This is a genomic window from Romboutsia sp. (assembly GCF_056995035.1).
Genome location: NZ_JBXKIW010000054.1, coordinates 1 through 19104, shown reverse-complemented (window position 1 = coordinate 19104; position 19104 = coordinate 1). Strand labels below are relative to the sequence as shown.

The window sequence follows — 19104 nt, the reverse complement described above, 5'->3', positions numbered from 1 at the left end:
ATATACTATTTTCCGATAAAACATTTAGAAATTAATGTATCAATAGTAATATATATACAATAATTAGTACTTAATCTATAAATTTACCCTCAGGTCTATCCGTAGATTTACCTTATACTGCTAACATCCATAATGATTGGTAAAATCATAGGTCTTCTATGTATTTTTTCATATATATAATTACCTATTTCAATTTTTAGGTTATATTTAATTTGATTCCATTCTTTTATTTGATTTGATAGGCATCTTTCTACCTCAGAGCTAGCTATATGCTTTAATTGTTGTATAAGTTCCTCTGACTCTCTTACATACACAAATCCTCTAGTTAAAATATCTGGTCCTGTAAGTATTTTAAATTCATTTTCATCTATTGTCATAACAATAGTTACAATACCATCTTCTCCTAGTTTTTTTCTATCTCTAAGAACTATATTTCCTACATCTCCAATGCCTAAACCATCTACTAGTATAGATCCATGCTCAACTTTATCTAATTTTTTAGCACTATCTTTATTCAATTCAAGTACTCTTCCATTTTCCATTATAAATATACTCTCGCATTTCATACCTAAATCTTCAGCTATTTGTTTATGTTCTACTAAATGCCTATACTCTCCATGCACAGGCATGAAGAATTTTGGTTTAATAAGCCTATGAATTAATCTTAATTCATTTTTACAGGCATGACCTGATACATGAATTTCTTCTATTTCATCATAGATTACTTCTGCACCACATAGAAATAATTTATCTATAAGGCTTGATATTGCCTTTTGATTTCCTGGAATTGGTGATGCTGAAATAATTATAAAATCATCTTTTTGAATACTTATATGCTTATGTTGTGAATTTGCAATTCTTGAAAGAGCTGCCATTGGCTCACCTTGAGAACCTGTTGTTATTATTGTTACTTCATTGGATGAATATTTATTAATATCATATATATTTATAATTTTATCTTTTGGTATCTCTAGATAACCTGATTCTATAGCTATTTTAGAAACTCGTTCCATACTTCTTCCACTAAAAGCAACTTTTCTATTGTGGTATAATGATGAATCTATAATTTGTTGAATTCTATGAATATTTGATGCAAAAGATGCTACAATAACTCTTCCTTTTGCCTCTGAAAATAAATTATTTAAGTTTTTACCTATTTCTTTTTCAGATATCGTATATCCTTCTCTCTCGGCATTTGTACTATCCGCCATCATAAGTAATACACCTTGTTCACCTAACTCTGCAAATCTATTTAAATCTATTAATTCTCCATCAACTGGAGTATGATCAATTTTAAAATCACCTGTATGAACTATAACTCCCTCTGGTGTAGTTATAGCTAGAGCACATGCATCTGCAATACTATGGCATGTTCTAATAAATTCTACACTAAGCTTATCAGTATAAACTTTATCCCCAACCTTAACCTCATGTAGCCTATTAGTTGAATTTATTTTACGCTCTTCTAATCTACTCTTTAGTAGTTTTAGCGTAAAATCAGTTCCATATATAGGAACATTAATCTCTTTTAATATATATGGAATCGCTCCAATATGATCTTCATGCCCATGTGTCAGTACTATTGCCTTTACCTTATCTTTATTTTTTATTAAATATGTTATATCCGGTATTACTAAATCAATACCATACATATCTGTACTTGGAAATGCTAAACCACAATCAATAATTACTATCTCATTATCATATTCAATTATTGTAATGTTTTTTCCTATTTCTCCAAGTCCTCCTAATGGGATAACTTTAACTTTATTATTATTTGCTTTCATTTACACTCCTATTTTGTAGAAATTATTTCCGATATAACTTCTTCACTTTTTGAATTTTACTATAATTTTTTTATAATCCCGATTTTTAGCATAATTTTACTTAACAATATAATTTTTATAGCAACTAACTATTTTATGTTACATATACGAAAATTATATTTATCCACAGCTTTAAAATGAATATAATTTCCTATGTGCTATAAAAAAACTTAAATATATATAATTTTTATAAAAATTATATATATTTAACTTTCTTTATAAAAGTTCTATACTACAATTATATTTAAATAATTACTTTTAGTCTATACTTAACTGTAATATTATCTATTAATTATAAGTAAAAATCATTGAAATTTAGTTTTTCAGTAACTCTTTAAAAGTTAAATGTATATTTGAACAAAAAAAAGACCCGAAGGTCTTTTTAAAACAATCTATATATTATAATACAGTTATGTTTTCTGCTTGAGGTCCTCTAGCACCTTTAACTATATTAAAGCTTACTCTTTGTCCTTCTTCTAATGATTTGAATCCATCAGTTTGTATAGCTGAAAAATGTGCGAATACGTCATCTCCACCTTCTACTGATATAAATCCAAAACCTTTTTCGTTGTTAAACCATTTTACTGTTCCGTTAGTCATTTGTTAATTCTCCTTAACCTTTTTTACAAAGGCTTTTCTTTTTTATTTACTACATATATGATTATATAACATATTCCAAATAATATATACCCTTTTTCGAATTTTTTTTTTAGAAATTAATGTATTTATATTTTTTTACCATAAACACTTATAACCTCATGTTGATATTCTTTATTATTCAAATAACCAACAAGTTGAACTATCTATTTTGTCTTGTGGTATGCCTACATACTTTAAGCTAGCTTCACTGATAAAATTAATCAAAAGTTTAAATGTCTCTGCATGAAAAATAGTACAGTTAATTTTCATATTAACTATACTATTTGCTGAGTTTTGATTTATAAATTATTTATAATATAATTTCTCTATTTTATCTACTATTTTTATATATGCCTTGTTTATTTCATCTGAAGGTTCTTTGTAACAATATTTCAATGCTAATAATATATCTTTTTTCTCTGATAATGCTAAATTTCTACTTTCATTTATATCTTTACTAATTTGTAATATGTATTCATTATGTTGTTCTGTGAATAAATCTTCAGAGACTTCTATTATCTCATCATTGTCCCTACAGTTATATTTAACATCAATACACGTATTTGTAGAGTTTATTGTACTAGAGAAATTTATTTCCATAAAATTTAAATATGCCCACTTATGCCCATTAGGTTTATTTATTTTAATTGACCTATTTTCGAATTTTCTTTCTAATTTTATAGATGTATCTAGAAAATAATCATCAGGATATGAATCGCTTAGTTTTACTTCCTTATATTTCACTTCAATTGTATTTTGTTTCTTCTCATTCTCATTTATATCTCTATTTGTATGTTCTATGTAGTTTAAATTTCTGATAGTCTTTTTGAATTTTGGAATTTCAAATTTTAACATTCGTACCACCTTCCTTTATATTAAACATATGTTGACTTTCAATAAAAAATGACTTAAAAATTAGGTCCTCCTAATGTAAAATACCCCAGAAAATATTTTTCTGGGGTATTTTATTGCACATTATTTTATTTATGGTCAGATGTTTTACTACCTGATTTTCTTCTTCCATCTGAATTCCACTTTTTATTATTTTTATTAGAAGATGCACTTTTGTTTCTATTGCCGTTACCATTGCCTCTACTATTTCCGTTACCTCTGCTGCTACTACCATTACCTCTGCTGTTTCTTGGATTATCTGTTCTAACTACTACTTCAGATATATCATTAGAACTTGCTTCATAAGGATGGTTTTTAACTATAGCTATTTTCTTGTTTATAAGTTTTTCTATAGACTTATAAAGATCTCTTTCTTCCATAGAACAGAATGCTATAGCTTTACCAGTATTTCCAGCTCTTCCTGTACGTCCAATTCTATGAACATAAGTCTCTGCTACTTCTGGTAAGTCATAGTTTATTACATGAGATAATTCATCTATATCAATTCCTCTTGCAGCAATATCTGTTGCTACTAATACTCTTGTTTTACCATCTTTAAAATTCTTTAGAGCAAGTTGTCTTGCATTTTGAGATTTATTACCATGTATAGCTTCTGCTTTTATTCCAACGTTCACAAGATCTGTTGTAATTTTATTTGCACCATGCTTAGTTCTTGAGAATACTAATACAGATTTAATAGATGTATCCTTTAAGATATCTATAAGTAAAGCTCTCTTTTGTTTTTTACTAACAAAGTACATACTTTGTTCAATTGTTTCAGTAGTAGATGATACAGGTGCAACTTCTACTTTTATTGGATCTTTGAACATAGAATTTGCTAACTTTGAAATTTCATCTGGCATAGTTGCTGAGAAGAATATATTTTGACGAACCTTTGGAAGGTGGGCTACTATTCTTTTTACATCATGGATCATACCCATGTCTAGCATACTATCTGCTTCATCAAGTACAAAGTACTTTACATTGTTTAAGTTAATAAACTTTTGGCTATATAAATCAAGCATTCTACCTGGAGTCGCTATTAAGACATCAACTCCTCCTCTTAATGCACTTACTTGAGGATTTTGAGATACTCCACCAAATATAACTAAAGTTTTTATATTCATATGTTTTGAGTAAGCTGTAAAGCTTTCTCCTATTTGTATAGCTAATTCTCTTGTAGGAGCTAGTACTACTGATTTAATAGTTCTTGGTCCTCTTGATTTTTTTTGATCATTATATATGCTTTGTAATATTGGAATAGCAAAAGATGCTGTTTTTCCAGTACCAGTTTGAGCACATCCAAGTAAATCTCTTCCTTCTAATAAATGTGGTATAGACTTTGCTTGTATTGGAGTAGGTTTTGAATATCCCTGCTCTTTTAATGCCTTTTGTATAGGCTGTATTATATCTAAATTTTCAAATAACATTTGTTCTCCTTTTAAAGTGCTTGTTATAGTAAGTGTTCATAATCGAAAAAAGAGACTACCTGATATTATGCCAAGCGACAAAACTCAACATAAAAAGCGTCTCTTATGTCTATTATACAATATTTTTATGAAAATAGCATTATATTTTTAATTTGAATTCTTTATTGTGTCTTTTATTTCATTAATTTAAATCCTGCTTCTGGTATTATTTCAACATCTATTGTTCTTTTTACTTTTATATGTTTGGTAATTATTTCAGGTTGAAGGCTTGCATTTAAAGGATATTCTTAATTTTCATATTTTAATATCTCATTGAAATTATATGGTAAATTTTAGTTATACATTATTTTAGTTATATATTCTAAATGTTATATTTTAAATTAAATATAACAAGTTAAAACCCTCTATTTTTGAAATAGAGGGCTTTAACTTGTTATATCTTATTTTGCATCAAAGTCTATATGAACCTTGCCTTGTGGTGTATTAATATCTATATATGATAAATTAAAATTATCATCCATTACATCAATTTGATATTCAAAGAAAACATCATCTTCTTTCTTTGACATAAAGATATAACTTCCATTTTCTTTTTCTTCTATTTCATCACAAATCTCTTCATATATTTCTTGACCGCTTACGGCACCATTATACCCTGCTATTACTATTTTTTCTTCAATTAGTCTATATATTTCTTCCATACTATACCTTCTTTCATATCATTGCTAAAATATAGTTTATTATTAATTCATTATCATTGTCAACTTTTTTTACAACATATATCTGTAAATCTTAAATATCTGACATTTTTAAATCTACAGTACTATATATTATTCTTTATGAATATATAATCCATTTATTTTTTATTTTTTCTTACTTTTTCGGCATAAAAAAACTCTTAGATAATCTAAGAGTTTTAACTGGTGATCCATCCGCGACTCGAACGCGGGACACCCTGATTAAAAGTCAGGTGCTCTACCGACTGAGCTAATAGATCATATTTATTTGTATAAAATGGTGGGACTAACAGGGCTCGAACCTGTGACCCCCTGCTTGTAAGGCAGATGCTCTCCCAGCTGAGCTATAGTCCCGGGATATTGGTGACCCATAGGGGAATCGAACCCCTGTTACCGCCGTGAAAGGGCGGTGTCTTGACCGCTTGACCAATGGGCCTTACTGGTGATCCATCCGCGACTCGAACGCGGGACACCCTGATTAAAAGTCAGGTGCTCTACCAACTGAGCTAATAGATCACTGTGGATTTTTGCTTCGACTTTATTCTTTGCATCTCTCCTGCGAATATTATTATATTACCTTATTTAATTTTCGTCAATGCTTTTTCTAATTTTTTTTAAAATAATATTTTATCATTTTCCATAAACATACTTCATATCTCGATATACAGTAGTTTTTGCTGTATCAAATCTTATCTATTTTTTATAATTAATCTAAAGAAAAATACTGCATCTTACTTATATAAGATACAGTACTTTTTATTTATTTAATTACCATCTTAATTTTATTTTTATTTATAACCTTATTTAAAATACTAACAATTAATAATTGAGCCACACTTATTATAACTATTGTTCCTCCTGGGGCTAAGTCTAAATAGAAAGATGAAATAACTCCACTAATTATTGCTATTTCTCCAAATAAAACAGAGTAAAACATAGCATTTTTAAAACTTTTAGCTACTTTTAAGCTAGTGGCTACAGGTATTGCTATTAGTGACGATACTAATAACACTCCTACTATTCTTAGCGTTATAGTTATACTCGCTGCTACTAAAATCATAAATATTGTATTTATAAATTTAACTGGTATTTTAGAAAACTTTGCATTTTCTTCATCAAAAGTTATATATAAAAGTTCCTTGAAGAACAATTTTATAAATAACACTATTATAATAGCTGTAATGATTATTATATTTATATCATCTTTACTAACTGTTGCTATACTCCCATACATAAATGAAAATAAGTCGAAATTAACATCAGATGCACTTATCAATATACCCGATATACCAACCCCTAATGCCATTATTATAGCTATTGATAAATCTGCGTATTCTTTTAAATTAACTCTCAGTTTATCTATCATTATAGCTGCTATACTTGAAGCAACTAATGAACCAATTATAGGGTTTGCTCCAAATATCATAGCCCCTGCTATTCCAGATAGTGCTATGTGAGATAAACTATCTCCTATAAGCGATAATCGCTTAAACACTATAAACATTCCCATAAGCGGACATATTAAACCCACTATACTAGATGCTATAAGAGCTCTTACCATAAAATCATATTGAAAAATTTCCAAACTACTTCCTCCCGCATATTAATTACTCAAAAGTTCTAACATCATATTTTTACTTATCTCATTTTTACTATTTTCTATTACTTTAACATTTCTATCTTTTATTAAAGCAAGTTTTTTTACTTCTTCTTTAACTATAAATAAGTCATGAGAAACTATTACTATAGTAAGATTTAAGTTTTCGTTTAACTCTTTAAGTATTCTGTAAAATTCTCTCTGACCATTTACATCTATTCCAACAGTCGGCTCATCTAAAAATAATATCTTAGGTGATTTCATCAGTTCTCTAGCTATAAATACCTTTTGCTGTTGACCTCCAGATAAGCTTCCTATTAATCTATCTTTATATTCGTATATTCCTACTAATTTTAATACCTCTTCTACTTCTTCTAAGTGTTTTTTATTTATTCTTTTAAATAATCCGATTTTAGAAGCCAAATTCATAGACACAACTTCACTTACTGTAACTGGAAAAGATGATGAAAAAGAATTTGATTTTTGATCTACATATCCTATTTGTTCCCAACTATTAAAATTTTCTATATCCTTTCCTAATAGCTCTATATTTCCTTTTATCGGGCTAATTGAATGTATCATAAGTTTTAATAAAGTACTTTTTCCTGCTCCATTTTGACCTATTATTCCTATGTAATCTCCTTTACTTATATCAAGATTTACATTTTCAAGTATAGTTTTATTTTCATATCCAAAGCTTACATCCTTAAATTTTATTATTTTTTTCATATTTATTCCCTACTTTAATACTAATTTTAATGTTTCTAAATTTTTCTTCATTAAAGACATATAATCTTCATTATTATCGAAGTCTTGTTTTGTTAATCCATCTATTGAGTATAATATTTCTGTTTTTATATTTGCTTCATTCGCTATCGTTTGTGCTACTTTAGGGTTTACAAGTCCATCAAATAATACGTATCCCATGTTATTATTTTTAGCATAAGTAGATATTTCACTTATCTTACTAAGAGATGGCTCTTGATTTGGACTAATCCCTGTTATAGATATTTGTTCTATACCGTAATTTTTGCATAAGTATCCATAAGCATCATGAGATACTATCATTTTATCATTTTTTAAATCCTTTAATTCCTCATCATAAGCAACTTTTAATCCTTTTAATTTTTCAATATATTCATTATAATTATTTTCATAAAATTCTTTATTTTTTTCATCAGCTTTTATAAGTACATTCTTTATATTTTCACATTCTTTTATAGCTAATTCTATATCTAACCAAACATGCGGGTCGTATTTACCATGGTCGTGTTCATCTTCTTCATGTTCATGATTTTCTTCCTCTTCATAACTCATAGGATCAATTCCATCACTTGCTACTACTATATTTAAATTTGACTCACTTTCAATTTTGTCTGCAAAGTTATCTATTCCTAACCCATTTTTTATAAGTAAATCTCCGTTTTGTATATCTTTCATTGTTTTTGGAGTTATTTCATAGTCATGTGGCTCTGTTCCTGGTGGTACTATGTAGTTCAAATCTATTTTATCTTTTCCTATATTTTTAGTGAAATCATACACTGGAAAAACTGTTGTGTATACTACTATTTTATCTTCTTTGTTTTCTACCTCGGTTTTATTATCTTTCGAACAACCAATAATACTCATTCCAATTAACATACTTATCATAACTAAATATATCTTTTTCATAATTCAATCTCCTTCTTAATCTATATAAATTTCAATATTATTCATATTTATCTTTTGATTATTGCCCTATAACTTAATTACTAGACTGATTTTCTTCCCCTTTGCTAATTGATAATTATTTTCATCAACAACTTTATTATACATTATATGCTTATCTATCTCAATACTTTTCCAAGACAATGACACAGATTTTTCTGTATCCTTTCTTTATACCTAATTTATATCCTCTTTTATTAATATATTTAAATTGTAAATTCTATATTAACAATTTGTTATAATATTATTAAATATATCTATTTTTTTAATTTTTGTAATATAATTAACTCATTATGCTAGTTGAAAATTTCAATATTAAAACTATAAGAGGTCTATACGCTAGAGTTAGTCTAAAAATTTTACGTTATAGCATTTCATGTCTTATTAACAAAATTTCAGAAAATGAAGATAACATAGGTAAAATAAAACACCTAATATTTGGACAACCTATCCAAATATTAAATTAAGAGATATTTTTACTATCACAGAAGACTAAATTATAGTAAATTTAAATTTAACAAGAGGGTAAAATATATTTTATATTATATATATTAGAAAGGAGAATTATTGATTATGAATGATAAGATAAAAAAATTAGATAAAATATTAAAATATAATCGTGAATTTGTAAAAAATAAAAAATATGAAAAATATGAAACATCAAAAGAACCAGATAAAAAAATCGTAATACTATCTTGCATGGATACTAGACTAACAAATTTACTGCCAAAGGCTATGAATCTTAAAAATGGAGATGTAAAAATAATAAAAAATGCAGGAGCAACTATAATGCATCCTTTTGGAAGTATTATGAGAAGTATTGCTGTGGCAATTTATGAATTTGAAGTAGAAGAAGTATTAATTATTGGACATCATGGGTGTGGTATGTGCAACTTAAATACAGATGATTTATTAAATAAAATTGTACATAGAGGTATATCAAATGAAACTATAAATATGCTTTTAAATTCGGGTATAGATGTAAAAAAATGGCTACATGGATTTGAATCTGTAGAAGAATCTATACAAGATAGTGTAGAACTTATTAAAAATCATCCATTGATTCCTAAAGATGTAATAGTACATGGTCTAGTTATGTGTCCTGAAACAGGCAAAATAGATGTCGTGATTGATGGATATAAAAATATATATAATCATTAGGATGTATTAAATCATGTCAAAAATATATATTTTACAATGCTAAAAAGGAATACCCTTAGGTATTCCTTTTTAGCATTACGATTATTTAATAAAATGTTTATTTATATTGTAAGATAATTTTTGTTGTAATATATTTTTTATTTTAAGCAAGCTCTATTTCTATAGAGTCATCTTTTAACGACCAACCCACTGTCTCATATTGGTTATAAAGTAGTCCTGTATCTAGCTTTACAAATAACTTAACTTTTAAATCTTTGTGCTTATTGAAAAATTTAGTTCTGTATTCTTCGCTATCTAAGCATATAAGTGCTTTATTATTTTTCCATTGTACATCGTTTACTAGTTCTTTTTTACTATCTTTCTTTTCTTCGTTTATTATTATCATTATTTCGTTATCTATAACTTTGTACCACTTAGAATATTTTTTCACTCCTACTATTTGCTCTTTACTTATACCTCTACTTAATACCTTCATATATTAACACACACCTTTATTTTTTATTACGATTTTAACGTACTATTATATTTTAATACAAAATCGGTTTAAAAAGTTCAAAAAACAAAATATACTTATTTTTTTTGTTTTTACTATATACTTTATACATTTATTATGTTAGGCAAAATTACTTCAATTATGTCGCTCAATCTTAAAAATATCATTTTTACAAGCTCTATTGTTTATATTCTTTTAATTATTTAAAGTACTTATCAAATTCCTTCCAAGTCATTTTAAACTTTGGTATGCCAACATAGTATGGTGCTATATCATAAAGTTGAAAATAAACTACTATGCCATCATCATCGATGTAGAATTCTTGATTATCCTCAATTCCTTTAAATCCTTCATCTCCACTAAAATAAATATCTTGCTTTTTATCTATTTCTTGTTTTATAAAATAATTAACTACCTCTTTATAATTGACATCATCTTTAAACATATCTTTTAACTTAAGTTCTTTGCCACTTAGTAAATCATAATTATATGACTTTAAATAGCTCATACCATGAGCTCCACCTGTATAATTATATGTTTTTATAGGTATACTTATTAAATTTTTCTTATTATATGTTACTTGATAGTCTGCATATGCTTCATACTGATACTTTACATAGTCTTCACCAGATTTAGAAAATATATCTTCATACTGTTTTTTATATTCTTCTGATTCCTTTTTTACTTTATCATTATAATTTAATATATAAGCTGATATCTCTTTATTTATATTTTCAATAATTTTACCGTTGTATCCTTCTTTATTTATGTACTTATCTTTAATCTTTAAAATGGGATAACTAATATCAGCTTTAAAAAACTCACTATTTTCCTCTATTCTTTTCATTTCTATAGTAAAAGAATCATTTATACAAATTTGTTTGTATTTATAAAAGGATAAGTTTATATTTTCTGAGGATATAACATTAGCTTCTTTGTCAAAATTTGCAAATGAAAAAGAAGTACTTAATAACATTGTAATTAGCGTTGTGGATACTATTTTTCTTGAATACTTCATAATAAATCCTCCTTCTACATTTATTTTATCTATAGTTTATTCTATAATCAATATATCTATACCCCGAAAAATTTACTTATATTATTCGATTTAAGTAACTGTCTATATATAAGACTAAAATATTTTCAGATATATATTTACTAAAAAAAGAGCACCTATATAGGCACTCCCTCTCATAGTCATATTAAATACTATTTTTCGTTTAACTTAGCTAAAACTTCTTCTAAATCTAATCCATGTATTTCACAAGCTTGCTCTAAACTTTCCATTTGAGCTGATGGGCACCCTATACATCCCATTCCAAAACTCATAAGTATTTGAGCTGCATCTGGTCTCACTTTTATTATATCTGCTATTATAGTATCCTTAGTTATCATGTTATACATTCTCCTTTAAATTTGATATTTTAAGTACATCTTTTCTAAATGTATCTATATTTATTCTATCTATAAAATCACCAAGCTTTTCACCCATTTGACCATGTTCATTGTAATATTCTAATATTACTTTAACTAATTCATAGGCTTCATTCTCTGCTAATCCTTTAGTTATTATATCTGATATTCTCGGATAAAATCCAGCACTTCCTCCTGCTGTTATAAAAAACTTGCCATCTATATCTACTAATACCCCAACATCCTTTGAGTAAACACTCCCACATGCATTTCTACAACCTCCTATACCTATCTTGGTTCTGTTAGGCAGAGGCATCCCATGGAAATTTTTACTTATTTTCATACTTATTCCTATAGTAGGGTATTTTGAACGCTTACAGTAATTAGATGGACACATTTCAACATTTTTTACTGAATTTTGATTCTTAACAGCAGGCTCCATACCTAAATCATCCCATATAGTTTTTAGATCTTCTTCTTTAAGGTTTGTTATAAGTATTCTTTGACCTGATGTTAATTTTAATACCCCATTATATTTTTTAGCAACTTCTGCTATTTTTATAAGAGTTTCTGGAAGTACAAATCCTCCTGGTATATGTGGAGTTATTGCATAAGTCCTTTTTCCTTGCTTAATCTTTTGCAAATTTCCGTAATGACTCATCTAGGTTATCCCCTTTTTATCTTATTAATAGTTACGTCCTCACTTTTTTGTTTTTCATATATATATTTAGTACTTAAACTTTCTATAAATGTTTTTACCCATAAATCTTTAAGTTCATAAAGATATTCTAAATTTGCTTTTCCTAATTCATAGTTAGCTTTGTGTATACATCCATGTTGTTCATAAACTAAGTAGTCTTCATTTCTCTGTGTTACAGAGCTTGCTCTATCACAAGGCATCCCTGATAGTATATAGTTATTTAATGATATATATACATTTTCTGGTGAATCAACTTTATTATTTTCATTTTTTGCACATTCTCTTGCTTGATCTACATATGCACGTTCTGTTATTTTTTTACTTTCTTCATTATAAATTTCATAGTATTTAGTTATTATATATGAACTTCTACTTTCTACTTCTTTTATTTTTTGTTGTAACCAGCCATGTATGTTAGATACATCTATTAAATTTTCTAATGGTTTGTTCTCTATATAAGCTCCATACAAGCTGATTGCTTCTTTTTGTACTTTCAAAGCTTCTTCACTATATTTATCTATGTGTAATTTTACTATATTTTCTTCTAAATCTTGTGCTAATTTTACTTTATTAAAAAGCCATGTGTGTATTGGTGCTAAAAATTCACTCATTTTCTATTCTCCTTTATTGTCTTAATATAATTTTATTATGCCCTGAAATTTTCTAAAAATATTTATTATATTTGTTATTTACAAAGCACTTTTATTACATTGTTATTATGTTTACTAAATGTTTCATGTATGCCTTATATCTATATTATACATATTTTTATTTAATTAACCTGTAACACTTGTTACACATTTATAATTAACATATTCTAGGCAATAAATCTCCCTTAGCCATAAATAAAACCTTAGTTGCTCCTAGATTAGTTCTTAAGTATAAGTTCTTTTTATTGTTATCTATAACTTCTCCTATTATTCTTGCATCTTTTCCTAAAGGATTTTTTTTCATTACTTCAAGTACACTCATTGCATCATCTTTATCAACAATGCAAATCAGTTTTCCTTCATTTGCAATGTAAAGAGGGTCAAATCCTAATAATTCACAAAAACTAATTACTTCTTCTTTAATTGGTATATCTTTTTCATATAAAATCATACTATTATCACTACTGTCAACTATTTCCTTTAAAGTAGTAGCAAGTCCCCCTCGTGTAGGATCTCTCATTATTTTAATTCTTTTACTTTTAGCTAATATGTCCTGTGCTAATTTATTTAAAATATTACAATCACTTTCTATTTCACAATCAAAATCTAGATAATCTCTTTTGCTCATTATACACATTCCATGATCGCCAATAGTTCCACTTACTATAATTTTATCTCCCTGCTTTATACCTTTACCATCTAATATGTAATCACTTTTATCTATAACACCTATTCCTGTTGTGTTTATATATATCTTGTCACATTTACCATGTTCAACTACCTTAGTATCACCTGCAACAATTTTAATATTAGCATCTTTAGCAGTATTAGCAATAGACTTAACAATTTTCTCTAAATCCTTAATTTGTAACCCTTCTTCAATTATAAATCCTACTGTAATATATAAAGGTGTTGCTCCACTTACTGCTAAATCATTAACTGTACCACACACAGATAACTTGCCTATATCTCCTCCAGGAAAAAATATCGGATTTATAACAAAACTATCAGTAGTAATAGCAAGTTTTCCTTTTATTTCATTTATAATGCTTGAGTCATTTTGTTGAAGTAATATATCATTATCAAAATATTTATAAAATATAGTTCTTATAAGTTCATGTGTTTCCTCTCCACCACTACCATGCGCTAAAGTAACTATCTCCATATCTATCACCCCACTTTTAATAAATCTCCTATCTAAAGCAATCTATAATTACCTAGCATTATAAAAATTAGCACATGTTCCTTCACTAGATACCATACAAGCTCCTATAGGGTTATTAGGATTACATTTATTTTTGAATAACTTGCAATCTGTAGGTTTTTTAAGACCTTTTAATATCTCTCCACATAAGCATCCATTAGGTATTTCACTTTCACTCATTTTTATATTAAATTTTAAAAAAGCATCAAAATCTTTGTATTTATCTTTTAAATCTAATCCTGTATTTTCTATTTTCCCAAGTCCTCTCCAATTACTGCTACTTATATTAAAAACTTCATTTAATATATCTTTAGCCCTTTCATTTCCATTTTCCTTAACTAACCTACTATACATATTCTCACATCTATAATTCTCATTTTCTATCATCTCAACTAGCTTATATATACTCCCTGCTATATCTAAGTACTCAAAACCAGCAACAGCCATAGATATACTATAATCTCTTGCTAATTTATCAAAATCTTTATATCCAATTATACTTCCTACATGTCCAGGACATATAAATCCATTTATATTTATTTTTTCATCAAGTATTAACTTTTCCATGGCTTTGGGCATAGTTTTTAAGGAATGTAGTAAACTAAAATTCTTTATATTTTTATGATATGCATCTTTTATAGATAATCCAATGACGGGAGATGTTGTCTCAAATCCAACTCCTAAAAATATAACTTCTTTGTCTTTATTATTTTCTGCCAAACTTATACAATCAAGTGGAGAATATACTACTCTAATGTCATAACCTTTAGCTTTTTCTTTTATTAATGAACTCTCACTTCCGGGCACTTTCATCATATCTCCAAAGGTAGCTATTATTATATTTTTTCTTTGAGATAATTTTATAGCTTCATTTATATAAGATTGATGTGTTACGCATATAGGACACCCCGGTCCTGATAATAAATTTATGTTAGATGGTAATAATTTATTTATTCCATTTTTATATATAGCTCTTGTGTGAGTACCACAAACTTCCATTATATCTATAGTTTTAGTTGATTTTTCATGAATTTTATTTATTATACTTTTGGTAGTTTCAACGTTTCTAAATTCATCAAGATAGATCATACTCTATCACCAATTTCATCACTAATCATTTTAAAAAGATCTAGAGTTTCTAGTGCTTCTTCTTTATTTACCTTTTCAATTGCACATCCAGCATGGACCAAAACATAATCTCCTATTTTTACATCTTCTATTAATAAAATATTTACTTTCTTTTTTATTTTTCCAAAGTCAACTATGCACTCATTATCATATATTTCTACTATTTCACCAGGAATAGCTACACACATATTATTTTATCATCTCACTTCCTATCATAATTTGCCCAATGGATATTCCACTATCATTGCATGGAATAAGTTTATGAGTAAAAACTTCAAAATTATTATCAATAAGTTTATTATGTAAATTAGTAAACAAAATGTCATTTTGAAATACTCCACCACTTAAAACAACTTTATTTATCTTATATATATTTCTTAATTTTTCGCATATTTCATAACTAATTTCTACTATGCTATTGTGAAATTTCATTGCTATAATGCTTTTATCTACTTCATTTTTTATGTCTTCAATTATTCCTTTTATAATTTCAGAGGTGTTTATTAAGAATTTATCATCTGTATAATTTATGTTGTAGTTATAATAATCCTTTATTTTTTGTGATTTACTAGCAATATTCTCAAGATAAATACAAGCTTCACCTTCAAAACTTATTTTATCAGTAAATCCTATTAGTGAAGAAACTCCATCAAACAATCTTCCCATACTACTTGTAAGCGGTGAATTTATACTATTTTTAATCATAGATATTATAGTTTTGTACTTTTTATCAATTATTTTTTTTGGTATATATTTTTCTATATCTTTTTTGAAAGTATCATACATAAAACTAATACCCATTTTCCAAGGCTCTTTCGTAGCATTGTCTCCACCAGGCATTTTCATATAATTTAAATTACCAACTCTTTTAAAACTTTTATAATCACATATTAAAAACTCGCTTCCCCAGGTATTTCCGTCATCTCCATATCCATTTCCATCAAAGGCAAGTCCTATCACTTTATCTTTTATTTTATTTTCAACCATACAACTAACAACATGTGCATGATGATGATATACACCGATCTTTTTACAATTTAAATAGCTTAAATACTTATAATTCCATAAATCAGGATGCTTATCATGAACTATTAAATCTACTTCAATATCATAGATATTTCTTATATAATTAAATTTAGTTTCAAAATTATTTAAAGATTCAATAGTATCCATGTCTCCAATATATGGACTCATAAATATGTATTTATCCTTAGATATACTAAATGTATTTTTTAAATAACTTCCAAAAGCAAAAACATTTCCTATATCTTTTTTAAGTGACATTGGAGAATATCCTCTACCATTCCTTATTACTCTTTCCTCATCTAAAACAACCTTTACAACAGAATCATCTACTGACATATTTATGTCTCTATCATGTATTAAGTAATAATCTACTATGTTTGATAGTTTCTTTAATGCCTCATCATTTTTATATATTATAGGCTCTTTGCTTATATTTGCACTAGTCATAATAATCACATTTAATTCATCATCAAATAGTAAATGGTGTAGCGGTGTATATGGTAACATAACTCCTAAATTTATATTTTCAAAAGCTATGTTGTTAGGAAGCTTTTCATTTCTTTTTTTTAATAATAATATAGGCTTTTTATTTCCAAGTAATATATTTTTTTCTTTATCATTTATATAACAATACTCATTTACCACATTTATATCTTTCATCATTAATGCAAATGGCTTGGATTTTCTATTTTTTTTATCTCTAATTATTTGTATAGAAGCTTTATTCTTAGCATCACATACTAAATGAAAACCTCCTATACCTTTTATTGCTAATACCTTACCTTGCTTTAATAAATTTTTAGCTTCATTTATTTCATCTCTACATTTAACTAAGTTTCCTTTAGAATCTATAAGACTAAGTTTAGGACCACATTGTCTACAACAAGTTGGCTGTGCATGAAATCTTCTATTCAATGGATTTTTATATTCTTCTTCACAAGTACTACACATTTTATAATTTTTCATTGTAGTTTTTTCTCTATCATACGGTAATGACTTTATTATAGAAAATCTTGGTCCACAATTTGTACAATTTGTAAAAGCATATCTATATCTTCTTTTATCATTTTCATTATGTATATCATTAATACAATCCTTACATATAGCAATATCAGGAGAAATTAGAGTTATTCCACTTTCTTCTCTTTTACTATTTAATATCTCAAATTTTTCATAATTATTTATATCTTTATCTTTTATTTTAATTTCTTCTATCTTTGATAGTTTTGGAGGATTATATTTTAAATTATTTAAAAATATATTTATTTCTTCTAATTGGCCTTCTATATTTATATAAACTCCATTAACTGTGTTTTTTACATTACCTTTTAAATTATTTTTTACTGCTAAATTATATACAAATGGTCTAAATCCAACTCCTTGTACTATACCTTTTACTATAATATGCTTTCTTTCCATTTTCTTATAAACCACTCTTTTTATTTTTTATTTTACTAATAAAGAATTCACTAAGCTCATTTATGCCTTTGTTTTCTCTACATGACACTTCAAATACTTTTATATCTTTATTTAAGCAATATATATCTTTATAAAACTCTTTCATATCAAAATCCGTAAGTTCTATCATATCCATTTTGTTTAATATAACAACAGAAGATTTTTGAAATATTGAAGGATACTTAAGTGGCTTATCATTGCCTTCTGTTACACTCATAACAACGATTTTCATATCTTCACTTAAATAATAAGAGGCGGGACAAACTAAATTTCCTATATTTTCTATAACTAAAAATTCTAATTCTTTTGTATCTATATATTCTAAAGACTTTTCTATCATAGATGCATCTAAATGGCATCCTCCTCCAGTGTTAACTTGAATTACATCAATTCCATGACTTTCTATCCTCTTTGCATCTTTAGCAGTATACAAATCCCCTTCTATAACAGTCATTTTAAATTCTTTTTTTATATTTTTTATTATTTTTTCAAGTATTGATGTCTTTCCTGCACCAGGAGATCCTAGTAAATTTATAGTAAATATCTTTTTATCATCAAAAATCACTTTATTTCTTTTGGCTATCTCATTATTATTTTTTAATATATCTTTTTCTATCATTATTTGTTTCATAAGTTACTCCCCCTCTATTCTCGATAGTATAAGTTCATATCCTGATGTTATGTTATTACTATACTTATTACATTTAGGACAGATTTTATTCATAAAATCTATCCTAAATTCCTCTTTACAATCATCACAATATGCCTTTGCACCTACCTTATCTATAATAAATTTTGCACCATCACAGATTGTATTTTCACTTAAAGATTCAAAAGAAAATATAAGTGAATCTTCTTGAACACAAGTAAATTCACCTACTTTTAATGTAATTTTATCAACTGATTTTATATTAGCTTCTTGGCTATATTTTTCTACCATTTGTATAGTATCATATACAATTGATACTTCATGCATTTTACTCACCCAACTTCTTCTCTTTTAATATATCTTTTATTTGTTTAAATACTTCATTGCAGATATAA

21 protein-coding genes and 4 tRNA genes are annotated in these 19104 nt (G+C 26.7%); 1 reads left to right on the top strand and 24 read right to left on the bottom strand.

From position 1 onward, the window contains the following. Positions 1–107: 107 nt before the first annotated feature. The 13 genes from AC11VW_RS08970 to AC11VW_RS08910 form a co-directional block, all read right to left on the bottom strand. Complete coding sequence (locus tag AC11VW_RS08970; protein ID WP_484301069.1) at positions 108–1787, bottom strand: ribonuclease J; 1680 nt, start codon at positions 1785–1787, stop codon at positions 108–110. Between the two features lie 438 nt (positions 1788–2225). Beyond that, complete coding sequence (locus AC11VW_RS08965; protein WP_026901215.1) at positions 2226–2426, bottom strand: cold-shock protein; 201 nt, start codon at positions 2424–2426, stop codon at positions 2226–2228. A 174-nt stretch (positions 2427–2600) separates the two neighbouring features. Beyond that, positions 2601–2735 (bottom strand): hypothetical protein, encoded by a 135-nt coding sequence (locus AC11VW_RS08960; RefSeq protein WP_484301068.1) that lies wholly within the window; start codon positions 2733–2735, stop codon positions 2601–2603. A 36-nt stretch (positions 2736–2771) separates the two neighbouring features. Continuing rightward, positions 2772–3320, bottom strand: coding sequence for a hypothetical protein (locus AC11VW_RS08955; RefSeq protein WP_484301067.1), 549 nt, complete (start codon positions 3318–3320; stop codon positions 2772–2774). A gap of 125 nt (positions 3321–3445) precedes the next feature. After that, positions 3446–4786 (bottom strand): DEAD/DEAH box helicase, encoded by a 1341-nt coding sequence (locus tag AC11VW_RS08950; RefSeq protein ID WP_484301066.1) that lies wholly within the window; start codon positions 4784–4786, stop codon positions 3446–3448. A gap of 440 nt (positions 4787–5226) precedes the next feature. Next, positions 5227–5487 (bottom strand): hypothetical protein, encoded by a 261-nt coding sequence (locus AC11VW_RS08945; RefSeq protein WP_484301065.1) that lies wholly within the window; start codon positions 5485–5487, stop codon positions 5227–5229. Between the two features lie 220 nt (positions 5488–5707). Continuing rightward, positions 5708–5783: transfer RNA gene (locus AC11VW_RS08940), tRNA-Lys, on the bottom strand. 18 nt (positions 5784–5801) lie between these two features. Next, positions 5802–5877, bottom strand: a tRNA-Val gene (locus tag AC11VW_RS08935). Positions 5878–5884: 7 nt separating this feature from the next. Next, positions 5885–5959, bottom strand: a tRNA-Glu gene (locus tag AC11VW_RS08930). A gap of 4 nt (positions 5960–5963) precedes the next feature. Further along, positions 5964–6039, bottom strand: a tRNA-Lys gene (locus tag AC11VW_RS08925). Between the two features lie 244 nt (positions 6040–6283). Then, a complete protein-coding gene (locus tag AC11VW_RS08920; RefSeq protein WP_484301064.1) occupies positions 6284–7108 on the bottom strand; it encodes a metal ABC transporter permease in 825 nt (274 codons plus the stop codon). Between the two features lie 18 nt (positions 7109–7126). After that, positions 7127–7849, bottom strand: coding sequence for a metal ABC transporter ATP-binding protein (locus tag AC11VW_RS08915; RefSeq protein ID WP_484301063.1), 723 nt, complete (start codon positions 7847–7849; stop codon positions 7127–7129). A 9-nt stretch (positions 7850–7858) separates the two neighbouring features. Continuing rightward, positions 7859–8791, bottom strand: a complete 933-nt coding sequence (locus AC11VW_RS08910; RefSeq protein ID WP_484301062.1) for a metal ABC transporter solute-binding protein, Zn/Mn family — start codon at positions 8789–8791, stop codon at positions 7859–7861. A gap of 609 nt (positions 8792–9400) precedes the next feature. On the opposite strand from AC11VW_RS08910, the gene AC11VW_RS08905 reads away from it, so the two are divergent. Continuing rightward, positions 9401–9988 carry a beta-class carbonic anhydrase gene (locus AC11VW_RS08905; protein ID WP_484301061.1) on the top strand — a complete coding sequence of 196 codons (588 nt, stop codon included), beginning with the start codon at positions 9401–9403 and terminating at the stop codon, positions 9986–9988. 142 nt (positions 9989–10130) lie between these two features. On the opposite strand, the gene AC11VW_RS08900 is transcribed toward AC11VW_RS08905, so the two are convergent. The 11 genes from AC11VW_RS08900 to hypA all read right to left on the bottom strand — a co-directional run bounded on the left by AC11VW_RS08900 (position 10131) and on the right by hypA (position 19036). Further along, on the bottom strand, positions 10131–10463 hold the full coding sequence (locus tag AC11VW_RS08900) for a hypothetical protein (RefSeq protein WP_484301060.1): 333 nt from the start codon (positions 10461–10463) through the stop codon (positions 10131–10133). A gap of 217 nt (positions 10464–10680) precedes the next feature. Beyond that, positions 10681–11499, bottom strand: a complete 819-nt coding sequence (locus tag AC11VW_RS08895) for a DUF3298 and DUF4163 domain-containing protein (RefSeq protein ID WP_484301059.1) — start codon at positions 11497–11499, stop codon at positions 10681–10683. A 191-nt stretch (positions 11500–11690) separates the two neighbouring features. Next, positions 11691–11876 carry a DUF1858 domain-containing protein gene (locus AC11VW_RS08890; protein ID WP_484301058.1) on the bottom strand — a complete coding sequence of 62 codons (186 nt, stop codon included), beginning with the start codon at positions 11874–11876 and terminating at the stop codon, positions 11691–11693. A gap of 1 nt (position 11877) precedes the next feature. After that, complete coding sequence (locus AC11VW_RS08885; RefSeq protein WP_484301057.1) at positions 11878–12555, bottom strand: nitrite/sulfite reductase domain-containing protein; 678 nt, start codon at positions 12553–12555, stop codon at positions 11878–11880. A gap of 5 nt (positions 12556–12560) precedes the next feature. Further along, complete coding sequence (locus AC11VW_RS08880; RefSeq protein WP_484301056.1) at positions 12561–13205, bottom strand: hypothetical protein; 645 nt, start codon at positions 13203–13205, stop codon at positions 12561–12563. Between the two features lie 196 nt (positions 13206–13401). Next, entirely contained in the window at positions 13402–14409 is a 1008-nt protein-coding gene (gene hypE, locus AC11VW_RS08875; RefSeq protein ID WP_484301055.1) for a hydrogenase expression/formation protein HypE, read from the bottom strand. A 48-nt stretch (positions 14410–14457) separates the two neighbouring features. Then, positions 14458–15537, bottom strand: coding sequence for a hydrogenase formation protein HypD (hypD, locus tag AC11VW_RS08870; protein ID WP_484301054.1), 1080 nt, complete (start codon positions 15535–15537; stop codon positions 14458–14460). After that, complete coding sequence (locus AC11VW_RS08865; RefSeq protein ID WP_484301053.1) at positions 15534–15764, bottom strand: HypC/HybG/HupF family hydrogenase formation chaperone; 231 nt, start codon at positions 15762–15764, stop codon at positions 15534–15536. The genes hypD and AC11VW_RS08865 overlap by 4 nt, the downstream gene beginning before the upstream one ends. A 1-nt stretch (position 15765) precedes the next feature. After that, positions 15766–18021 (bottom strand): carbamoyltransferase HypF, encoded by a 2256-nt coding sequence (gene hypF / locus AC11VW_RS08860; protein ID WP_484301052.1) that lies wholly within the window; start codon positions 18019–18021, stop codon positions 15766–15768. Between the two features lie 4 nt (positions 18022–18025). Continuing rightward, the gene (hypB, locus tag AC11VW_RS08855) at positions 18026–18691 is read right to left on the bottom strand and encodes a hydrogenase nickel incorporation protein HypB (protein WP_484301051.1); all 666 of its coding nucleotides are present in this window, start codon (positions 18689–18691) and stop codon (positions 18026–18028) included. A gap of 3 nt (positions 18692–18694) precedes the next feature. Then, positions 18695–19036, bottom strand: coding sequence for a hydrogenase maturation nickel metallochaperone HypA (hypA, locus tag AC11VW_RS08850; protein WP_484301050.1), 342 nt, complete (start codon positions 19034–19036; stop codon positions 18695–18697). Positions 19037–19104: the final 68 nt, after the last annotated feature.

Bases quoted from the DNA above. Each gene is read 5' to 3' on its own strand.
- AC11VW_RS08880 (WP_484301056.1), bottom strand. From the start codon at position 13,205: ATGAGTGAATTTTTAGCACCAATACACACATGGCTTTTTAATAAAGTA.
- AC11VW_RS08910 (WP_484301062.1), bottom strand. From the start codon at position 8,791: ATGAAAAAGATATATTTAGTTATGATAAGTATGTTAATTGGAATGAGT.
- AC11VW_RS08970 (WP_484301069.1), bottom strand. From the start codon at position 1,787: ATGAAAGCAAATAATAATAAAGTTAAAGTTATCCCATTAGGAGGACTT.
- hypF (WP_484301052.1), bottom strand. From the start codon at position 18,021: ATGGAAAGAAAGCATATTATAGTAAAAGGTATAGTACAAGGAGTTGGA.
- AC11VW_RS08915 (WP_484301063.1), bottom strand. From the start codon at position 7,849: ATGAAAAAAATAATAAAATTTAAGGATGTAAGCTTTGGATATGAAAAT.
- AC11VW_RS08965 (WP_026901215.1), bottom strand. From the start codon at position 2,426: ATGACTAACGGAACAGTAAAATGGTTTAACAACGAAAAAGGTTTTGGA.
- hypD (WP_484301054.1), bottom strand. From the start codon at position 15,537: ATGATCTATCTTGATGAATTTAGAAACGTTGAAACTACCAAAAGTATA.
- AC11VW_RS08900 (WP_484301060.1), bottom strand. From the start codon at position 10,463: ATGAAGGTATTAAGTAGAGGTATAAGTAAAGAGCAAATAGTAGGAGTG.
- AC11VW_RS08895 (WP_484301059.1), bottom strand. From the start codon at position 11,499: ATGAAGTATTCAAGAAAAATAGTATCCACAACGCTAATTACAATGTTA.
- AC11VW_RS08960 (WP_484301068.1), bottom strand. From the start codon at position 2,735: ATGAAAATTAACTGTACTATTTTTCATGCAGAGACATTTAAACTTTTG.
- AC11VW_RS08885 (WP_484301057.1), bottom strand. From the start codon at position 12,555: ATGAGTCATTACGGAAATTTGCAAAAGATTAAGCAAGGAAAAAGGACT.
- AC11VW_RS08955 (WP_484301067.1), bottom strand. From the start codon at position 3,320: ATGTTAAAATTTGAAATTCCAAAATTCAAAAAGACTATCAGAAATTTA.
- AC11VW_RS08950 (WP_484301066.1), bottom strand. From the start codon at position 4,786: ATGTTATTTGAAAATTTAGATATAATACAGCCTATACAAAAGGCATTA.
- AC11VW_RS08945 (WP_484301065.1), bottom strand. From the start codon at position 5,487: ATGGAAGAAATATATAGACTAATTGAAGAAAAAATAGTAATAGCAGGG.
- AC11VW_RS08865 (WP_484301053.1), bottom strand. From the start codon at position 15,764: ATGTGTGTAGCTATTCCTGGTGAAATAGTAGAAATATATGATAATGAG.
- hypA (WP_484301050.1), bottom strand. From the start codon at position 19,036: ATGCATGAAGTATCAATTGTATATGATACTATACAAATGGTAGAAAAA.
- AC11VW_RS08890 (WP_484301058.1), bottom strand. From the start codon at position 11,876: ATGATAACTAAGGATACTATAATAGCAGATATAATAAAAGTGAGACCA.
- AC11VW_RS08905 (WP_484301061.1), top strand. From the start codon at position 9,401: ATGAATGATAAGATAAAAAAATTAGATAAAATATTAAAATATAATCGT.
- hypE (WP_484301055.1), bottom strand. From the start codon at position 14,409: ATGGAGATAGTTACTTTAGCGCATGGTAGTGGTGGAGAGGAAACACAT.
- hypB (WP_484301051.1), bottom strand. From the start codon at position 18,691: ATGAAACAAATAATGATAGAAAAAGATATATTAAAAAATAATAATGAG.